Source organism: Amycolatopsis sp. NPDC043885 (assembly GCF_056435685.1).
Genome location: NZ_JBWKEA010000028.1, coordinates 53,963 through 71,191 on the forward strand (window position 1 = coordinate 53,963; position 17,229 = coordinate 71,191).

The 17,229-nt window shown below is 69.6% G+C and carries 12 protein-coding genes; 9 read left to right on the forward strand and 3 right to left on the reverse strand.

Going from position 1 to position 17,229, the window contains the following annotated elements; genetic code table 11:
* Positions 1-14 precede the first annotated feature (14 nt).
* The 3 genes from AC069I_RS42440 to AC069I_RS42450 are packed head-to-tail and all read left to right on the forward strand — an operon-like array spanning position 15 to position 3,134.
* On the forward strand, positions 15-1,184 hold the full coding sequence (locus tag AC069I_RS42440; protein ID WP_478227559.1) for a hypothetical protein: 1,170 nt from the start codon (positions 15-17) through the stop codon (positions 1,182-1,184).
* The gene (locus AC069I_RS42445) at positions 1,181-1,963 is read left to right on the forward strand and encodes an SDR family oxidoreductase (RefSeq protein WP_478227560.1); all 783 of its coding nucleotides are present in this window, start codon (positions 1,181-1,183) and stop codon (positions 1,961-1,963) included. Before AC069I_RS42440 ends, AC069I_RS42445 begins: the two co-directional genes overlap by 4 nt.
* Before the next feature lie 10 nt (positions 1,964-1,973).
* Complete coding sequence (locus AC069I_RS42450; RefSeq protein ID WP_478227561.1) at positions 1,974-3,134, forward strand: sulfotransferase family protein; 1,161 nt, start codon at positions 1,974-1,976, stop codon at positions 3,132-3,134.
* A 74-nt stretch (positions 3,135-3,208) separates the two neighbouring features.
* Here AC069I_RS42450 and AC069I_RS42455 read toward each other — a convergent pair whose 3' ends face one another.
* A complete protein-coding gene (locus AC069I_RS42455) occupies positions 3,209-4,891 on the reverse strand; it encodes an EAL domain-containing protein (protein WP_478227562.1) in 1,683 nt (560 codons plus the stop codon).
* Positions 4,892-4,963: 72 nt separating this feature from the next.
* Positions 4,964-6,091, reverse strand: coding sequence for a lycopene cyclase family protein (locus AC069I_RS42460; protein ID WP_478227563.1), 1,128 nt, complete (start codon positions 6,089-6,091; stop codon positions 4,964-4,966).
* 43 nt (positions 6,092-6,134) lie between these two features.
* Here AC069I_RS42460 and AC069I_RS42465 point away from each other — a divergent pair, with 43 nt between their 5' ends.
* The 5 genes from AC069I_RS42465 (at position 6,135) to AC069I_RS42485 (ending at position 13,790) form a co-directional block, all read left to right on the forward strand.
* Positions 6,135-7,697 carry a deoxyguanosinetriphosphate triphosphohydrolase family protein gene (locus AC069I_RS42465; RefSeq protein WP_478227564.1) on the forward strand — a complete coding sequence of 521 codons (1,563 nt, stop codon included), beginning with the start codon at positions 6,135-6,137 and terminating at the stop codon, positions 7,695-7,697.
* Positions 7,698-7,910: 213 nt separating this feature from the next.
* The gene (locus tag AC069I_RS42470; RefSeq protein ID WP_478267883.1) at positions 7,911-10,781 is read left to right on the forward strand and encodes a S8 family serine peptidase; all 2,871 of its coding nucleotides are present in this window, start codon (positions 7,911-7,913) and stop codon (positions 10,779-10,781) included.
* A 181-nt stretch (positions 10,782-10,962) separates the two neighbouring features.
* On the forward strand, positions 10,963-11,631 hold the full coding sequence (locus AC069I_RS42475) for an acVLRF1 family peptidyl-tRNA hydrolase (RefSeq protein ID WP_478227565.1): 669 nt from the start codon (positions 10,963-10,965) through the stop codon (positions 11,629-11,631).
* Between the two features lie 142 nt (positions 11,632-11,773).
* Entirely contained in the window at positions 11,774-13,402 is a 1,629-nt protein-coding gene (locus AC069I_RS42480; RefSeq protein ID WP_126731835.1) for an ABC-F family ATP-binding cassette domain-containing protein, read from the forward strand.
* Positions 13,403-13,580: 178 nt separating this feature from the next.
* Positions 13,581-13,790: a helix-turn-helix domain-containing protein gene (locus tag AC069I_RS42485; RefSeq protein WP_003071237.1), complete on the forward strand. Its 210-nt coding sequence runs from the start codon at positions 13,581-13,583 to the stop codon at positions 13,788-13,790.
* On the opposite strand, the gene AC069I_RS42490 is transcribed toward AC069I_RS42485, so the two are convergent.
* Entirely contained in the window at positions 13,791-15,092 is a 1,302-nt protein-coding gene (locus tag AC069I_RS42490) for a glycosyltransferase family 87 protein (protein ID WP_478267880.1), read from the reverse strand.
* A gap of 146 nt (positions 15,093-15,238) precedes the next feature.
* Between AC069I_RS42490 and AC069I_RS42495 the strand changes: the two genes are divergently transcribed.
* Positions 15,239-17,104 carry an ABC transporter ATP-binding protein gene (locus AC069I_RS42495; RefSeq protein ID WP_478267881.1) on the forward strand — a complete coding sequence of 622 codons (1,866 nt, stop codon included), beginning with the start codon at positions 15,239-15,241 and terminating at the stop codon, positions 17,102-17,104.
* Positions 17,105-17,229 lie beyond the last annotated feature (125 nt).

The following is a 17,229-nucleotide window of genomic DNA, read 5'->3' on the forward strand; positions in this document are numbered from 1 at the left end:
ATGAGGAGTCGCCGGTGCTCACTCAACCGTTCGCGGACGCGATCGTCGAAGCAGAGAAGATCATCGCGGAGGCGCCGCACATCCGGACCGAACAGGATCTGGTCGAGGGGTACGACTACCTCGCGGGCAGCATCCGCGCGTCCCTGCAGATGGCGTGGGCCTACGAACGGGACTATCCGTTCTTCACCCAGTCCACCGGGCCGTACACGAAGATGGGCCTGGACAACCCGGACACGCTGTACTTCAACGCGAACATCCGCGAGGACCGCGAATACGTCGTCACCGGGACGCGGGGGAGCACGGCCGACGTCAGCTTCCAGGTTCTCAACGGCGACTACTCACCCGTCGAGGTGCCCGACAGTCTCGCCGCCTTCGACGATCGCGAGATCGAGATCGCCGAGGACGGCTCGTTCGAACTCCGCTTCGGGCCGGCGAAACCCGACCCTGGACCCAACTACTTCGTCCTCGGCCCGGGTTCGTCGATGCTCGTGGTGCGCGAGGTCTACAGCGACTGGGCCACCGAACGCCGCGGCACGATCCAGATCCAGTGCGCCGACACCGCGGGCGGTGCGCCCGCGCCGCTCACCCGTGACGGGCTGGCCAAGCGGTACGGCGTCACCGGCAAGATCCTGCTGAGCAGGCTACGCACCTTCCTCGCCTTCCCGAAGTGGTTCTACCTGAACCTGCCGGTGAACACGATGACCGAACCGCGCCCGACGCCGGGCGGCCTGACCACGCAGTACTCGTCGGCCGGGCACTACGAACTCGGCGACGAGGAGGTCATGATCGTGACGGTGCCGCGTTCGGACGCGCCGTATCAGGGCATCCAGCTCGGCAGCGTCTGGTATCTCTCGCTGGACTACATCAACCATCAGACGAGCCTCACCACCGACCAGGCGCGGGTCGACCCCGACGGCAAGATCCGCTTCGTGATCAGCGAACGCGACCCCGGCCTGGCGAACTGGCTCGAACGCACCGGGCACGACCGCGGTTACGTCCAGATCCGCTGGCAGCGCCTGTCCCGCGCGCTGGACAAGACCGACGGCCCCGAGGTCGAGGTGGTGAAGTTCGGCGAACTCGCCGACCGGCTGCCGTTCCACGACGAGGCGCGCGTGACCCCGCGGGAATGGGCGGACCGGATCTCGGCCCGGCAGAAGGCCGTCGCGGCGAGGATGCTGGGATGACAGATCTCTTGCGGGACAAGGTGATCGTGGTCTCCGGGGTCGGCCCTGGGCTCGGCCGGTCGATCGCCGTGCGCTGCGCCGCGGCGGGCGCCGACGTCGTTCTCGCCGCCCGAACCGAATCCCGGCTCGCGGAGGTCGCCCAGGAGGTCGACGCGCTCGGCCGCCGCGCGATCACCGTGCCCACCGACATCACCGACGACGCTTCGGCGGCGAACCTCACCGAGGCCGCGGTGAAGGCGTTCGGCCGGGTGGATGCCTTGGTGAACAACGCCTTCGCCATCCCGCCGATCATGGATCTCGCCGACGTCGACCTCGCCGACGTGCGAGCGGGCTTCGAGACCAACGTACTCGCCGCGCTTCGGCTCACGCGCCTGTTCACGCCTTCGCTCGCCGAGAGCGGCGGTTCGGTGGTGATGATCAATTCGGCCGTGCTGCGGCATTCCCGGCGGACGTTCGGCGCCTACAAGATGGCGAAAGCGAGCCTGCTCGCGCTCGCGCAGAGTCTCGCCTCGGAACTCGGGCCGCGTGGGATCCGGGTCAATTCCGTGGCGCCGGGCTACATCTGGGCGGACTCGCTGAAGTGGTACTTCGCTTATCTGGCCAAGGAACGCGGGGTGCCGCCGGAGCAGGTGTACGCCGAGACGGCGGAGACGATCGACCTGCGCCGCCTCCCGGAACCGGACGAGATCGCCGACACCGTCGTGTTCCTGGCCTCGTCGCTCGCCCGGTGCGTCACCGGCCAGTGCCTCGACGTCAACGCCGGCGAATACCACCACTGAAGGGGAGAACATGTTGCCAGGGCGGGAAAACGTCGGCACCGTGGAGGATCTGCACGCGTCGGCGGCGAAACTCACCGGGTTGGACGACTTCGGCGGCGAGGACCATCTCGAAGGTCTCCGCGTGCTGCTGGATTCGTACGCCGGCGAGGCGGGCCTGACCCCGTACGGCAACAAGATCCATCGCGCGTTCCTGCGCGGCGCCCTGGTGGCGAGGTCGTTGAGCGAGGCATCGTGGAAGCAGAATCCTGAGTACGCCGACGTTCCCGTCGACCGGCCGATCTTCGTCACCGGCCTGCCGCGCACGGGGACCACGGCACTGCACCGACTGCTCACCGAGGACCCGGCGCACCAGGGGCTGGAAGTCTGGCTGACCGAAGTGCCGCAACCGCGTCCGCCGCGCGAGACCTGGGTGGCGAACCCGGTCTTCCAAGGCATACAGGCGGGTTACGAGAAACACCACGTCGAACATCCCGAATTCATGGGCCTGCACCATATGTCCGCCGATCAGGTCGAGGAATGCTGGCAGCTCCTGCGGCAGTCGCTGAAATCGGTGTCCTACGAATGCCTCGCGCGCGTGCCCTCGTACTCGCGCTGGCTGGACGGGCAGAGCTGGACCGACGCCTATCGCAGGCATCGGCGCAACCTGCAGCTCATCGGCCTGCCGGACGCCGGACGACGCTGGGTGCTCAAGAACCCGAGCCATCTCTTCGCGCTCGACGCGCTGTTGGAGGTGTACCCGGACGCGCTGATCGTCCAGACCCATCGCGCGCCGAGCACGATCGTCGCGTCGGTGTGCAGCTTGAACGAGCAGGCGTCGGCGGGCTGGTCCGACGTCTTCCGCGGCGACGTGATCGGCCGCAGCCAGCTGGACCTCTGGGCGCGCGGTGCGGAAAAGTCTTTGGAGGCAAGGAAACGGCACAACCCGGCACAGTTCTGCGATGTCCGGTACGAGGATTTCGTCGCCGACCCGATCGGTACGGTCGAGGACGTCTACCGGCATTTCGGGCTGCCGCTGAGCGATGCCGCCCGGGACGCGATGACCGTGGTGCACGCCGAAAGCCGTTCCGGGGAAAGGAAACCCTTGCACCGGTACGACCTCGCGGACTTCGGCCTCACCGCGGGCGAGGTCGACGAACGCTTCTCGGCCTACCGCGCCGCCTACGCCCTCTGATCCCCCGCATTTAGTCCTCTGAATGCGGTAGTCGCTCGCGCAAGGACCGCATTCAGAGGACTAAATGCGGCAGGTCAGAAGCCGGCGGCGCGCTGGGAAGGCAGGCCGCGCGTCGTGATCCCGCGCAGGACCTCGACCCGGTCCGAACCCGGCCGCCCGAGCACCCAACTCGACCCCGGAACCTCCTTGGCCCGCTTCTTCAGCGGCGCCAGGAGCCGGGACGCGTCCTTGTAGGACCGGATCGCGCCGTGCCCGCACACCAGGGTCGCCAGCGAAACCGTCACCGGCAGCCCGTCGGCCGACCACGCCGTGTCCAGCAGCGCGGCGGCGACCGTGCCGATCTCGTCGACGTCGCAGGCGATCAGGAAGTCGTCCCCGCCGACGTGGCTGACGCGCATCCGGCGCAGCCGGGCCTCCAGGTCGGTGAGAGTCCGGCCGAGCGTGCGGATCAGGTCGTCGCCCGCGGCGAACCCGGCGGTGTCGTTGACCGTCTTGAACGAATCGACGTCCAGCCAGGCCGCGACGAACGGCTCCCGCGCGTTGATCCGGCGGTCGACGTCCCTGGCGACGGCGTCGCTACCCGGCAGGCGGGTCAGAGGGCTCAGCGAGACCGCCTCCTCGACCTTCGCCTCCGCGACCCCGCGGACGACCTCGTTCACCAGCACCACGCCGACACACCGGCCGCGGTCGTCGACCACCACGACGTCGTCGCCGGTCCGGCCCCAGTCCGCGTCGGTGACCAGTTCGAGGAATTCGAGCGCGCTCGCGTCGGCGTGGATCGTGTGCGGCCGGTCGGCGAGCCGCGACGCCGGCCGTTTGGCGTGCAGGGCGTGGCCGTACAACCCGGTGACCGCGACCAGGAACCGGGTCCGGTCGATCGACCACTGTGGACGGTGCCGGTCGTCGATGCCGACGATGCCGCTCGGCCCGTCCGCTGCGGCCAGTACCTCGCGCACGTCGTCACAGGTCGCGTCTTCCGGCAGCGTGGTCGCGGGCCGGAGGAAGTCGCCGACGCGGCGGGCGCGGGCGGTGCCGGGGATGAACGGTCCGGGCGCGTCCGGCGCGGGCAGCGGCGCGTGGTCGCCGTCCGGCGGGGCGAGCAGGTTGCCCTGCGCGATCCGCACGCCGAGCCGCCGCGCGGACTCCAGCTGTTCGGTGGTTTCGAGCCCGGTCGCCACCAGGCGGTTGTCGGTGCGCGACGCGAAGTGCAGCACCGACTCGACCACCGCGACGGCGGCCGGGTCGTGCGGCAGGCCGCGCAGCACGCTGCGGTCCAGTTTCACCAGGTCGACGGGCGCCGAAGCGAGCAGCGTGAGCGGGAGGTCACCGCGGCCGAGGCCGTCGAGCGCGAGCCGGAACCCGACTTCGGTGAGCCGCCGCATGCCGGTGAGCAGCAGGTCGGCGGGGATCTGCGTGAACGGCGGCCCGATCTCCAGCACGACGTCCCTGGTCCGGCGGCCCGCCAGGCTGAGCGCGTCGGTCAGCGGGTCGAACTGCGACGGCGGTGCCGCGACCGTCCGCGCGGACAGGTTCAGGTGCAGGGGGAGGGTGGCCTGCGGTTCGCGCAGCTGCCGGACGGCTTCGGCGGCCAGGCCGACGTCGACCTCGGCCAGCCTGCCGCTGCGCCGGGCGTCGGCGAGCAGTTCGCGGGCGGTGCCGCGGCCTGGCCTTGCCAGTGCTTCGAACGCGACGACGCCACCGGTGTGCAGGCTGTACAACGGCTGGTAAGCGAAGCGGACAGCGATCTGCAACGTCACAAGCGAATATTCGCCGGTGGCGGAACGAAACGAAATACGTGTCAACTGATGTTCATCGTGAAGGCACCTGGGTTACCTAGAACGGCGTAACGCACGCCACCCGATCAGGTGTTTTCTTACTGGCCATGGTGACATCCGGAAAAGTGCCGACATCGCTTCGGCGGTATCCGAAACATCTTCGCGACCGCTGGTGAATGCCCGCTGGAGCGGGATGGGCAACGTGAAGAACTGATCGAAGAACACCGGGACCAGTTCGGGCGGCATCCCGCACAGTGCCCGCAGCCCGTGCCGCCGCAATCCGTGCACGGCGCGTGCCGAGGACGGCCACAGCGCCCGGTGCGCGCCCGACGCCGCGGCGTCGGGACCTCGATCCCAAGCCCGGACCACGGCGTCGGCCACCGGTTCCGCGAGCCGGATCGACGTCGCAACGCTGTACCCGGTCGCCGGATGCACCAGGGCGGCGGCGGTCCCGAACGGCACGGTCCGGCCGCGTCGCGGCACCGGCACGTCGAGCACTATCCGCACGCGTTCCTCGCGCCCGCGCGACGTCAGCCCGACGGCCCTCAGACGGGCTCGCAGCCGTGCCGCCAGGACGTCGAGCGGCAGGCCGGGTCTGCGGGCCAGCGAGGTCTCCTCGACCAGGACGGTGCCGTCGCCGAGCGGCAGTACATAGAGGAATCCGGACTCGGTCTCCCGCCAGTCCATGAACACGGCGGTGTCGGGGTCGTCGACCAGCCGCAGCGCGTCCTCGGCTGGGAGAACGGCGCCGAACGCCGTCTGTTCGTACCGGTCGCCTCGCGGCCGGACACCGGACGCGTCGACGTACAGCCCGGTCGCGAGGGTTCGCCCGTCATCGAGGCGCACCGACGAACCCTGTCCGCCGTGGTCCACGCCGGACACCGTCCCCCCGACGACGTCGTAGGCACCGTCGAGCCACCGTCGCAGGCCGGCGTTGTCCAGCACCAGGTAGCGGCGATCCAGGACGTGCGGCCTGGTCCCGAAGGCGAGCGTGGTCGAAGGGGCGCACGCGACGGCGCTCGCGGGCAGCGCGGGCAGTTCGTCGGCGAACAACCCGTAGGTCGCCCGCCAGCGTCGGCCCGGCGCCGGGTCGACGAGGACCGTCTCCAGGCCGCGCCGGGCGCAGGCACGCGCGAGCGCCCGTCCGGCCGGGCCCCCGCCCGCGATCACCACGTCCGCCACCTGGGCATCTCATCATGCCGCCGCGACGGATACGGTGTGACGCATGGAACAGACGGACCCGAGGGCGTGGCGGCGCGATCCGGAGAGCGCGAACGCCGGGTTCAGCGATCTCGCCACGAGCCCGTTCCGGATCGACCGGGACCGGATCGCCGCTTCGCCGTTCTTCGCCCGGCTCGGCGGCGTGACACAGGTCGTCAGCGCCGGGGGCGCCGGGTTGCTGCACAACCGGCTCACGCACAGCCTCAAGGTCGCGCAGGTCGCGCGCGCCATCGCCGAGCGGATCAACGCGAGCAGCGATTCCGCCGAACTCGCCGCGAAACTGGGCGGCTGTGATCCGGACGTCGCCGAGGCCGCCTCGCTCGCGCACGATCTGGGACATCCGCCGTTCGGCCACCTCGGCGAGCAGACCCTGGACCGGATCGCCCGCCACCGCTTCGGCCTCGCCGACGGTTTCGAAGGCAACGCGCAGTCGTTCCGGATCATCACCACCACCGACGTACGCGGTCCGTCCGCGTCCGGGCTCGACCTCACCACGGCGGTGCGCGCCGCGGTGCTGAAGTACCCGTGGGCGCGGTTGCACGTGCCCGACCCGCACCCGACGTCGATGGCCGTCCAGCCACGCGGCGCTGCCGAACCGGCCGACGCCCCCGGCACCGGCGCGAGCAAGTTCTCCGCCTACAGCACCGAACTCGACGACTTCACTCAGGCGCGGGCCCCGTTCGACGGCCGGATCGAACCCTGGCAGCAGACCGTCGAAGCGTCCGTGATGGACACCGCCGACGACATCGCCTACGCCATCCACGATCTCCAGGACTTCCACCGGATCGGTGTGCTGCAGCACGCGCCGGTCGCCGCCGAGTTCTCCGGCTGGGTCGACCACGCGCTGGAGCTGGCCGGGCTGGACGACGCGACCTTGACCGCAGAACGGCGGCTGCCCGGCCGTTCGCTGGAACGGCTGCGCCGCCGAATGCACGCGAAGGACGGCTGGATCGTCGACGACGACGCCTTCACCAGTGCCGTCGCCCGTGTCCGCGCCGAACTCGTCGACGGCCTGCTCGCCACCGGCTTCGACGGTTCCATCGAGGCCGAGCAGGCCACCGCCGCCTTCTCCGCGAAGTGGACCGCGCGGCTCGTCGACGGCGTCCAGGTGGTGGCCTCGCCTCCGACCCGGACAGGCCATCTCACGCTGCGTCCCGCCCAGTGGCACGAGGTGCAGGTGCTGAAATTCGTGCACCGGCGGTTCGTGCTGCTGCGCCCGGAACTCGCGCTGCACCAACGCGGACAGGCGAGCCTGGTGACCACGCTGGTCGACGCGCTCGACGCGTGGCTGCTCGATCGCGACGAGTTCTACCGGCTCCCGCGACGGCTGCACGACTTGGTGGAATTGGCGCAGTCCGAGTTCTCCGCGCTGGCGCGGACGTCACCGGAACTGCTCATCGGAGCGACCGGGGAGCCGGTCACCGGTGCCGACGCCGTACGCGGTCTGGCGCGCGGGCGGGCGGTCGTCGATTTCGTGGCGTCGCTGACGGACAAGCAGGCGGTGACCCTTTTGGACGGCTTGTCGGGCCGTGCTTCCCAGCCCTGGTCGGACTCGTTCGTCCTGTAACGACGCGATTCCCCTGAACGGCCTACGAGCTGCGGCCGAAACCGGAAAATACCCATCCGACGTCACCCGAACGGCGACTGCCGCCGGTGCACGCCCGGTACTTAGCTTGATCCAGCCGGTGATCGCCGGCGTCGGTCAGCGTGAGTCGGGGCACGCGCCTAGGAATCGGAGGCGCACGTGCGTCCAACCCGTTCTAGTAGGAGAAGAAGAACGATCCTGACCGCGGGCACCGCTGCCCTCGTCACCGCGCTCGGCCTGGTGAGCCCGCCCGTCGCGGCGGCGGAAAGCGGTGGGTCCCCGGACGCGTTCTCGGCGAACACCGTCCGGCAGATCGAGGCACTGCAGTCGATCAAGAAGAGCCAGAACGCCGGCGAGTCCAAAGTGGACAGCCGACTGCTCGTCGAACAGAAACTCCGCGCACAGCGGATGTCGGCCTCCGCGGTTCCCGCACTGGGGTCTGGGGCGAACGTCTCCGCGGCCGGCACCGTACTCGTGGACATCCGGGGCCAGGTCTCGGAAGAACTCCTCAAGGGACTGCGTGAATCCGGTGCGGGGATTCGCGCGGTGTCCGAGCGCTACGGCAGTGTGCGCGCCGAGGTTCCGCTGAACGCCGTCCCGGCGATCGCGGCCCGCGCCGACGTCAAGAAGGTCGAGACCGCCAACGAGGCGTTCACCGCCCGCCAGCTCGCCGAGCCCGCCACCGCGGGCAAGCGGGAAAGCAAGGAAGAGAAGGCCGCCCGGATCGTGGACGAGCTGAAGAAGGCCGTCGACGCCAAGGGACAGGCCGGTATCGCGGCCGGACCGGTCAACAGCGAGGGCGATCGCGCGCACAACGCCGACACGGCGCGCCAGCAGTTCGGCGTCACCGGGGTTGGCACCAAGATCTGCGCGCTGTCCGACGGGATCGACTCGCTCGCGACCTCGCAGGCGCGCGGCGAACTCCCGGCGGGCGTCGACGTGATCCCCGGTCAGGAAGGCGATGGCGACGAGGGCACCGCGATGCTCGAGATCATCCACGATCTCGCGCCGAACGCGGCGCTCGGTTTCGCCAGCGCGTTCAACTCCGACGCCAGTTTCGCCGACAACATCCGCAAGCTGCGGTTCGACGCGGGCTGCGACGTCATCGTCGACGACGTCCTGTACTTCAAGGAATCGCCGTTCCAGGACTGGATCATCGCCCAGGCCGTGAACGACGTGACCGCCGATGGCGCGCTGTACTTCTCCTCGGCCGGTAACGAAGGCAACGTCGCCGACGGCACCTCGGGCCACTGGGAAGGCGACTTCGTCGACTCCGGCAAGGGCGTCGGCAAATACGCCGGTACCGCGCACAACTTCGCCGGTGCCGCGGGCAACCAGATCTTCCAGCCGCTTTCGAGCGCGTCGGGCCGGGTGCCGGTCACGTTGTTCTGGTCCGACCCGCTTGGCCGCTCGAACAACGACTACGACCTGTACCTGCTGAACCAGGCGGGCAACGTCGTCGACTTCAGCCAGGACGTCCAGACCGGCACCCAGGACCCGTACGAGCGGGTGGACACCACGGGCGTCGCCGGACTGCGGCTGGCCATCGTCAAATTCTCCGGTGAGGGCCGCTACCTTTCGCTGTCCGCGTTGCGCGGCCGGTTCACCGATTCGGCCGACGGTCTCAAGGCCTACACCAAGCCCGGCGTGACCGTCGGTCACTCGGCCGCGCGGGACGCGTTCAGTGTCGCGGCGGCACCGGCCGCGAAGGCGTTCCCCCGACCCCTCGAACCGGGCGACCCGGCCAACCCCGCCGGTCCGTTCCCCGGCGCGTTCGGCGTGACCACGAAGGTCGAACGGTTCACTTCGGACGGTCCGCGGCGGATGTTCTACCAGGCCGACGGCACGCCGATCACCCCGGGCGACGTGTCCGGGACCGGTGGTGAGGTCCGCGCCAAGCCGGACATCACCGCGGCCGACGGCGTCTCCACCAGCGTCACCGGCTTCACCACGTTCTACGGCACGTCGGCCGCCGCGCCGCACGCCGCCGCGATCGCGGGCCTGGTGCTCTCGGGCAACCCGGGGCTGCCCCCGGCCGACGTGCGCGAGGCGCTGATCAACACCGCCGTCGACATCCTCGCCCCCGGCCGCGACAACTCCAGCGGCGCGGGCGTCATCCTCGCCGACAAGGTGCTCGCCTACACCGGCGCCAGCCCGCAGCCGCTCGCGTCCGCGGGCCAGCCGACGGTCACCCCTGCCGACGGCGGCTCCGCGCTCGACCCGGGCGACACCGCCAAGGTGACCCTGCCGGTGACCAACCGCGGCGACGGCACCGCGACGTCCACCAGCGTCGTGCTGTCCAGCCCGACCCCCGGTGTCACGGTGGCGCCGCGGTCGAAGTCGTACGGCACGATCAGCCCCGGGCAGACCGGCGTGAACGACTTCACCATCACCGTTCCCGCCACGCAGGAACTCGGTGTGCCGGTGGTGCTGAACGCGCGCGTGACCTTCGCGGGTTCGTACTCGCCGACCACGTCCACGTTCTCGCTGCCGGTCGGCACCCCGTCGCCGGTGACGCAGAACTTCGCCTACGCCGGTGACGCGGTGGCGATCCCGGACAGCGACCCGACCGGCGTGACCGTGCCGATCACGGTGAGCGGGGTCGGGCGCGCGTCGAAACTGACGTTCTCGGTGGACGGGGCGACCTGCGACGCCGACCAGACCTCGACGACGGTGGGCATCAACCACTCGTACGTCGGTGACCTGGTCGGCACGCTGACGTCGCCCTCGGGTGCGAAGGCGACTGTGTTCCAGCGCAGCGGCGGCTCGGGCAACAACCTGTGCCAGGTCGTCTTCGCCGACAACGCGGCCATCGCGTTCAGCTCGGTGAGCGCGGCGAACGCGCCGTTCACCGGCACCTACAAGCCGGCGCAGGCGCTCGGCGGCCTGGCCGCCGGTGCCGCCGACGGCACCTGGAAGTTCACCGCGGTGGACGTCGCCGGTGGCGACACCGGGTCGATCCGCGCGATCTCCTTGCACATCAACGGTTTCGTTCAGCCCGGTGTGGCGGAGCGCCCCGCGGGTGTCGGGAAGTCGGTGGGGCGCGGGCCGGTGAAGCCGGTCTAGTTGTTTCGCTGTGCGCGTGAAGGCGTGACTCACGTGATCAGAGACCGCACTCGCGTGCTTGAAGGCGGAACTCGCGTGCTTGGAGGCCGCACTCGTGAGTTCCGCCTTCAAGCACGCGAGTTCCGTGCTTAAGCACGCGAGTGCGGTGTTGCCGATCCGGCCGGGCCCGTACGTTGGACCCATGGCGAGGGAGCGGCAGGTAGCGGGCGGGGGGCGGGCGGTCGAGGTCGCGCCGGATCGCCTTGAAGGCTGGTACGCCCGCTTCGCCGTCCGCAACGAAGGCGTCCGCTCGACAGAACTGAAGCCGGACACCGTCACGGTCGTCGCGGACAACGGCGTAGTCGCCGTCGCGACCGTCCCTTTCGGACCGCTGAACGCCGAAGGAACCGTGCCAGGTCTCGCCGTCGGCCCGCTCATCGAACACGCGCTGACCTCACGGAGGATCGCGCTCTTGCTGGTGCGCCGTGGCGGGCACAGCGTCGGGATCGCGCGCGGGGGAGTGGTCGTGCAGTCCAGGACTGACCGCCATCTCGTCCAGGGCCGGTCCGCGGCGGGCGGCTGGTCTCAGCAGCGGTTCGCGCGGCGGCGGGAGGGGCAGGCGCGCTCAGCGCTCCGTTCCGCCGCGGACGACGCTTTCGAGGTGCTCGTGCCGCAACTGTCCGAAGTGGACGCCGTCGTACTCGGCGGGGATCGCCGCGCCTTGGAATCCCTGCGCGAGGACAAGCGTCTGGCGCCGTTGTTCCAGCGTGCCGAGGCCCGCGTCCTCGACATCGCCGAACCGCGCCGCACGGTGCTCGAAGACGCGGCGGAGCGGGCTGTCGCGGTCGAAATCACCCTGTCCGGGCCGTGACGTCGGGCACGGTCGGATAAAACCGTTCGACACCGGCCCGTACACTGATCGTGTGGACATCCTCTTGGAGTAGCTCCTCGTCTGCCCGACGGCAGACGAGTCGAAGCTGTCCGCTCATCCACCCCTTGTACCGGGAGTTCCCGTGATCACGGCCACTGGCCTGCAGCTGCGCGCAGGTTCGCGCATTCTGCTCGACGACACCAACGTCCGCATCCAGCAGGGCGACCGCATCGGCCTGGTCGGCCGCAACGGCGCCGGCAAGACCACCTCGCTCAAGGTGCTGGCGGGGGAGGGTGAGCCGTACGCGGGCGAGGTCCGCCGCAGCGGCGAGCTCGGCTATCTTCCGCAGGACCCGCGCGAGGGCGACCTGTCCGTCACCGCGAAAGACCGCGTGCTCTCCGCGCGCGGCCTCGACACCTTGCTGCGCAACATGGAAAAAGCGCAGACCGCGATGTCGGAGCTGGCGGACGAGAAGGAACGCGACAAGGCGGTCAACCGCTACAGCCGTCTCGAGGAGCGCTTCGCGTCCCTCGGCGGATACGCCGCCGAGAGCGAGGCCGCACGGATCTGTTCCAACCTCGGCCTGGCCGACAGGGTGCTCGAACAGACACTGCAGACGCTCTCGGGTGGTCAGCGCCGCCGTGTGGAGCTGGCCCGGATCCTGTTCGCCGCCGCCGAGGCGGGCGCGGGCGGCAAATCCGAGACGATCCTGCTGCTCGACGAGCCCACCAACCACCTCGACGCAGACTCCATCAACTGGCTCCGCGGCTTCCTGAAGCAGCACGACGGCGGTCTCGTGGTCATCAGCCACGACGTCGAACTGCTCGCGGACGTCGTCAACAAGGTGTGGTTCCTCGACGCGACCCGCGGTGAGCTCGACCTCTACAACATGGGCTGGCAGCGGTACCTCGACGCGCGGGCCACCGACGAGAAGCGCCGCCGCCGCGAGCGCGCGAACGCCGAGAAGAAGGCGTCCGCGCTGCAGCAGCAGGCCGCCAAACTGGGGGCCAAGGCTACGAAGGCCGTGGCGGCCAAGAACATGGCCCGCCGTGCCGAGCAGATGCTCTCCGCGCTCGACGAGACCCGGCAGGCCGACAAGGTCGCCCGGATCAAGTTCCCCGAGCCCGCCCCCTGTGGCCGGACGCCGCTCACCGCGGAGGGACTCTCGAAGTCCTACGGTTCGCTCGAGATCTTCACCGGAGTCGACCTCGCCATCGACCGCGGGTCGAAGGTCGTCGTGCTCGGATTGAACGGTGCCGGAAAGACGACATTGCTCCGGCTGCTCGGCGGAATGGAAACTCCGGATACCGGCGAGACCATTCCAGGTCACGGATTGCGTCTGGGCTATTACGCACAGGAACACGAAACTCTCGACCACGACGCGTCCGTGTGGGAAAATATCCGTCACCTCGCGCCGGACACCGGAGCGCAGGAGTTGCGGAACCTTCTCGGTTCGTTCCTGTTCACCGGCGAGCAGCTCGATCAGCCCGCCGGCACGCTCTCCGGCGGCGAGAAGACGCGGCTCGCGCTCGCCGGACTGGTATCCAGCGCTGCCAACGTTTTGCTGCTCGACGAGCCGACGAACAACCTGGACCCGGCCAGCCGTGCCCAGGTCCTGGACGCCTTGCGCAGCTTCGCCGGAGCCGTCGTCCTGGTGACACACGACCCGGGCGCGGTCGAGGCGCTGGAGCCGGAACGCGTGATCCTCCTGCCGGACGGAACCGAGGACCATTGGTCGGCGGATTATCTGGAACTTGTCCAGCTTGCGTGAGGCCTGCGTCCGTTCGGGTGCTTGATCGATGCCATCCGGCCACTGAAATGGCCCAATGTGATCGCGGTTTCAGCAGTTTTGCGCTCGTCGTCTGGCATTCCGGCGCTCAGTGTTCGATCATTGCGGCGACAGGGGCCGTTATGTGGCCCAGAACACTCTCGGCTGGAAGGCGATCGACGTGGCTGATCTCAAGAAAGGCGCGCGGATCACCGGCAACACGCGTGACAAGCTGGCCGCTGACCTGAAGAAGAAATACGAGAAGGGCTCGAGCATCCGCGCTCTCGCGGAGTCCACGGGTCGCTCGTACGGGTTCGTGCACCGGGTCCTCTCGGAGTCCGGCGTCCAGTTGCGCGGCCGTGGCGGTGCCACCAGGGTCAAGAAGAAGTAGTCACGAGGAAGTAGCGGACTGCTGCGCGGGGGGCGCAGTTCCCTTTCCAGGGACCGCTGTTTCACGGGTTTCCGCGGCCAGGAAGGCCAACCTGGCACCGAGCAGGACCAGCGGATACACCAGGTAGCCGTACCTCGTCGCCGGAGTGAGCATGATCAGCGCGACGAGCCCGACGGCCATGCGCAGCAACGCGTCCGAGCCGGTCGCGGGCGGGCGGCGCAGCAGCCAGACCAGGATCGCGACGGCAGCGATCCCGAGCAGCGCGAAGGAAACCGCCGTGCCCACCGGGCCGAGTGAGGCGATGAGGTGGCCGGGCAACGGGCTCGCCGCCGGTGACTTGATCACGCCGATTCCCAGCGGGAAGCGGAAGACGTGCTCGACGAACGCCTTGGGGTCGGCCAGATAGACGGGGACGTGCAGGACGAGGGTCGTCACCATGAGTGCCGCGGCGAATCCGCCCAGTGCGCGAGGGCCACGCCGCGTGATCAACAAGACACCCAGCACCACGATCGCGGGCGCGACGATGAGTTTCGCGCTGACCACCAATGCCAGCACCAGGCCCGACAGGACCGCGCGGCCGGTCGAGGCCAGCGCGAAGGACAGCACCAGCAGGCCGACGATGGCCAGATCCGGGCCGGCGACCGCCCAGGTCAGTGCTGTCAGCGGGCAGGCGAGCGCGAGTTGCGCGGCGCTGACCGGGATTTTCGGCCACTTCAGCAGCCGCAGCGTCAGCAGCACACACGCGACGGCCGCCAGCGCGAACATCCAGCGCGCGTCGGTGAGGGCGTTCGCGACCGGTCCGCCGCCGAACAGGGCACGCGGCAGACCGAAGACGGTCATCACCGGACCGTATGGCGTGTAATCGTTTACTTCCACCGCGCGACCGAGCGTGGTGACGTCGACGTACGGGGTGCCGTTCTCCAGAAGGAGTTTCGCCGACCGTTCGATCACCCAGACCTCGGGCTGCGCGGCCCAGGAGCTCGGTGTGACGAGCCAGTCCACTCCGGTCAGACGGCGAATGACGAGCATTCCCAAGGGAAGGATCATGGCGAACAGGCCGATCGCCCCGATGCCGATCCACCGCGAACCGAGCGCGCCGGGCAGCGGCTTGCCGCGCCGGGCGGCGGCCAGCAGCCAGCCGGAGTGGACAACGGCGAGGCCGTAACCCGCTACAGCGAAGTTCGCCCACACGCGATAGCCGTAGAACTCCGCGACGGCCGTGTTCGCGACGGCGAAGATCAGGCAGCCCGTGTAGAAGACCAGGTCGATGGTCAGTCGTCGCCGGTCTGGGTCCTTGGTCACCGGCTCAGGCTACCGACGCGGCCACCTTCGCCGGAAAGAGGACGCGGAAACCGGGAAGCATCCGATGTGCTCCGGTGTTGGTCATGCTTATATCCGGGAAAACTCTCGACTAATATCGAGGTTTTGGGGGCGAAGAGAGGGTTCTCATGGACAACACGTGGACGCTGATGAACTCGGCGATGAAGTCCGCCGACGTTCCGAAGGGGCTGCACAAGGGCACGCTCCGCCGCGTCGCACGGTTCGCCAGGCCGCATTGGCGAAGGTTGCTGATATTCCTGGTGCTCACCGTCGTCTCGGCGGTACTGGCGGTGAGCACGCCGGTGCTGGCCGGGAAGGTGGTCGACGCGATCGTCGGCGGGCACGACGTCGCGCTGGTGGTGTGGCTCGCCGTGGTGATCGCGGCGCTGGCGCTGATCGACGCCGGACTCGGGCTGGCCGAGCGGGCGCAGTCGTCGAGGATCGGGGAGGGGATCATCCTCGACCTGCGGCTCGCGGTGTACCGCCACGTGCAGCGGATGCCGGTCGCGTTCTTCACCCGCACCCGCACCGGCGCACTGGTGAGCAGGCTCAACAATGACGTCATCGGCGCGCAGCGCACGTTCACCGCGACACTGTCCGGTTTGGTCACCAACGTGATCCAGCTCGCGCTGTCGCTCGTGGTCATGGTGACGCTGTCCTGGCAGGTCACCCTGCTGGCGCTGGTGCTGCTGCCGGTGTTCGTCCTGCCGACGCGGCGGCTCGGGCGGCGGATGGCCGCCCTGCAGCGGGAAGCCGGTCAGCTCAACGCGTCGATGACCACGCAGATGACCGAACGGTTCTCCGCGCCGGGCGCGACGCTGGTGAAGCTGTTCGGCGACCCGGAGCGCGAGGCGGGCGAGTTCGGCGCGCGGGCCGGGCGGGTGCGCGACATCGGCGTGCGCACGGCGATGCTGACACGCTGGTTCCTCACCAGCCTGACCACGGTTTCCGCGCTCGCGCAGGCGCTGGTCTACGGTTTGGGCGGCTACCTCGCGCTGACCGGGGCGCTCGCGCCGGGCACCGTCGTGGCGCTGGCGTTGCTGCTGACCAGGCTGTACTCGCCGCTGACCGCGCTGGCGAACGTCCGGGTGGACGTGATGACCGCGCTGGTTTCGTTCGAGCGCGTCTTCGAGGTGCTCGACCTCAAGCCGATGATCGAAGAGAAGCCGGAACCGCGCCGCGTTCCCGAAGGCCCGGTCTCGGTGGAGTTCGCGGACGTCCGGTTCGGCTACCCCGCGGCGGACCGGTACTCGCTGGCGTCGCTGGAGGATGTGTCCACTTTGGATCACCGGGGCGGTGAGGAGGTACTGCACGGCATCAGCTTCCGCGCCGAACCCGGGCAGATGGTGGCGTTGGTCGGTTCGTCGGGCGCGGGCAAGTCGACGATCGCCTCACTGCTGCCGCGTCTCTACGACGTCGACGCCGGATCGGTCAAACTGTCCGATGTGGACGTTCGAGATCTGGGTTTCGCCTCGCTGCGGGAGACCGTCGGCGTGGTGACCCAGGACGGGCACCTCTTCCACGACACGATCCGCGCGAACCTCGAGTACGCGCGGCCCGGGGTCGCCGACGCCGAGATCTGGGCGGCGCTGGAGAAGGCGCGGCTGGCCGAGCTGATCCGGGAACTGCCGGACGGGCTGGAGACCGTGGTGGGGGAGCGGGGTTACCGGCTCTCCGGCGGGGAGCGGCAGCGGCTGACCATCGCCCGGCTGCTGCTCGCGCAGCCGAAGGTCGTCGTCCTCGACGAGGCGACCGCGCATCTGGACTCGCAGTCCGAGGCGGCCGTGGGCGAGGCGCTGACCGACGCGCTCGACGGGCGGACCGCGCTGGTCATCGCGCACCGGTTGTCGACGGTCCGGGCGGCCGACCAGATCCTGGTGATCGAGCACGGGGAGATCGTCGAGCGGGGAACGCACGACGAGCTTCTCGCGCGGGAAGGGCGCTACGCGGCGCTGTACCTGACGCAGTTCTCGGAGGAGTCCGCGGCCGCGTGACCCTCGGGTGGGTCGTGGGGGGGGGGTTGGGGGGGGAAACCAAACACCCCCCCCCCCCCCCACAGGGGGAGGAGGGGGGCTCCCCAAGACACCCTCCCCCAGGTATTCCCCACCCACCGGACCAC